Genomic DNA, 2,854 nt, shown 5'->3' on the forward strand with positions numbered 1-2,854 from the left:
ATCACATTGCCCAGAATACAGAGACAGCAGATGAATTCCTAAATGGGATTACAGAACTGATGCAGGAACTGGTTGCCAGGTATCAGGGTATTTCAGAAGAGAAGAAAAATCAGTTTCAGGGAAAGGCAAAAGGAGAAGTCATTGGCAAATGTCCCCGATGTGGAGCAGATGTCCGGGAAGGAAAAGTAAATTTCTACTGTTCTGATCGGAACTGTGCTTTTACCTTGTGGAAGAATGATAAATTCCTTGCAAGCCAGGGAAAAAAGATGGATAAGACGGCAGCAAAGAAGTTCCTGTCTAAAGGAAAAATCCATTATAAGGATCTGGTATCAAGAAAAACAGGGAGACAGTACGAAGCAACTGTGGAGATGGTTGATCCCGGAGAGGGAAATGTACAGTTCAATCTGATTTTTCCACAACGATAAGTAGTGTATTGCAGGCAGTCTAAGGACTGTCTGTTTTAATACAAATATATGAAAGAGAGGACCTTAGCATGAAGAAAAAAGGTAATTTTAGAAAAGTAGTATCTGGCTTGCTGGCAGGCATGACAATGCTTAGTACAGTGCTATCTCCGATGACGGCATATGCAGCGGAGATCCAGCCAGAGGAGAAACCTCCACTTTATGAGGAAGTGAAAGACCTTCTGGATGAAGATGAGGTGGTGACTGCCAAAGATTATGAAATCGAAACAGGCAGTGTATTTGATGTGAAATCAGATTATACCGGACTGGAAATCAAGGATGATAACAAGGTCAAAGTCACATTTGAGGAAGCAAAGAATGATAAGAATGAGGATTTTACGACAGATCATGCGGACACTTACAAAGCGGTCTATTATGTGGAACCGGTAAATCAGGAGCATCCGAAGTATCAGATCAGCCGAAAGCTGATTGTGCTTGAGAAAGAAACAGAAGTGCAGACAGAAACTGCAGGGAGTGAAGCAGTAACCGAATCCGAAACAGCTGGCAGTGAACAGCAGACAGAGGAAACGGAGGATTCAGAAGCAGACTCGGAATTGCTTCCAACAGAGGAAGTGACGGAAGGTGAGCTGGAGGAGTTTGAGTCCCAGGCAAGCGAACTGTTACCGGATATGGAAGAAGATACCGAAAACACAACGGATCCGGAAACAGGACTGACGGTATCGGATGCCCTGGAGCAGGCTGAAGAGGAAGGAATCGATTTATATGCCATGGAAGCTGGTGAAACCATTACCTTTATGGCAATGACAAGTGCAAGGGCTGCACAGAAAGTATCTGTTACCAGAGGAGCTATGTACAGTTATGCAGATTATGGGTATGGATCTTATCTGACCTACAAGTACACGGTTAAGTTTGGAAATGTTTCTGCAACAGCTTATTGTGTACAGCCATCAAAACCAGGACCGGGAACAGGGAATTATACCATTAGTAAGGTTAGTGATGGTAAAGCACTTGCAAAGGTTTGTTATTACGGAACCAAGGCTGCAGGTGATGAAGGATTCTTTACAGAAGAGAATGGTTATGGAAATCTGAGTGCAGGAGCTAAGTTTATTCTTGTCCATCTGGCTGCTTCTTATGCAAACGGAAGTGGAGATGCCTTTTCCGGAGCAAACAGTACAGCCAAAAACTTAGCAATGAAGTTGTATAACTACTGTGTTTCTCAGCCGGAAATTCCGGATGTAGCAATGTCATTTTCTGATGGAGATGTAAAAGCTTATGTGGATGGCAATTCACAGAGAACCAAAGATATTACATTTAAAGCAGATAAGCTGCAGACAATTACGATGAAGCTTCCGTCTGGTGTGAAACTTCATAATCTAAGCACAGGCACAACAAGTAAAGCTGGTGCAAGTGTAGAAATTTGCGGAGGAACAAAGTTTTATCTTTCTGCACCACTGACACAGGTGAGTGATGTGGGACAGAGCTGGTCCTCTACCATGAAGGGAAGTATTACAAAAGATTACTCTGCTTATAAAATTTCTACCGGATCCGATACACAGGACTTAGCTCTGGTGTTTGGTGAGGGTGTAACAGACGAAAAATATGTTGATTTTAAAGTGTCCTGGATTGAACAGGCTACCATCGAAATCGTAAAGAAAGATGAGGCTGGTGATATCAACCTGAAAGGTGCGGTATTTGGCGTATACAGCGATGCAGCCTGCACCAACTTGATCGCTCAGATGCCTGCCACAGATAAGAATGGAAAATCCTCTGTAACGATCATCAAGACACAGGATACTGTTTATCTGAAAGAAATCACAGCACCACAGGGATATGCGGTAAGTGCAACTGCGACGAATGTTAATCTGGTAGTCGGTAAGACATCTTCTGTAATTGTGGTAAACAAAGAGCAGAGTGCAGAACTTACCATTTATAAAGAAGGACAAGTTCTTACCGGAGCAGATGTCAGTGAAAATGGAACGGTATTTCAGTATGAAAACCGCAGACAGAAAAATGCAGTGTATAACGTGTATGCCGGAGCGGATATCGTAACTGCTTATGGCACAAAAGTGTACAGCAAAGGTGACCTGGTAAAAGAAAATCTGACAACAGGTGAGAATGGTTCTGTCACACTGAAAAACCTGCATCTTGGAACCTATGTGGTAAAAGAAGCAAAAGCACCGGACAATTTCTATAACGGCAGCGAAGAAAAGCCAGTGACTCTGACCTATGCCGGACAGAATAAAGAAGTTGTATTTGCAGATGTGACTTTTAACAACGAGAGACAGAAAGCAGATGTTTCCGTAGTAAAACAGGATAAAGACACCAAGAAACCACTGAATGGCGGTATTTTTGCTCTGTATGCATCCGATGATATTAGAAATGCAGACGGAACCGTTGTTGTGAAAAAAGGAACACTGATTGAGAAAGCAACT

1 protein-coding gene and 1 pseudogene are annotated in these 2,854 nt (G+C 42.7%); both read left to right on the forward strand.

The features are described from left to right. Positions 1-425: pseudogene (locus G5B12_RS16790) on the forward strand (DNA topoisomerase III); the annotation flags it as partial. Positions 426-493: 68 nt separating this feature from the next. After that, positions 494-2,854, forward strand: a 2,361-nt coding sequence (locus G5B12_RS16795; RefSeq protein ID WP_255494036.1) for a thioester domain-containing protein, incomplete at its 3' end; no start/stop codon positions are given.

Origin of the sequence: Blautia sp. MSK.20.85, assembly GCF_013317245.1 — a bacterium.
Taxonomy (GTDB): domain Bacteria; phylum Bacillota; class Clostridia; order Lachnospirales; family Lachnospiraceae; genus Blautia_A.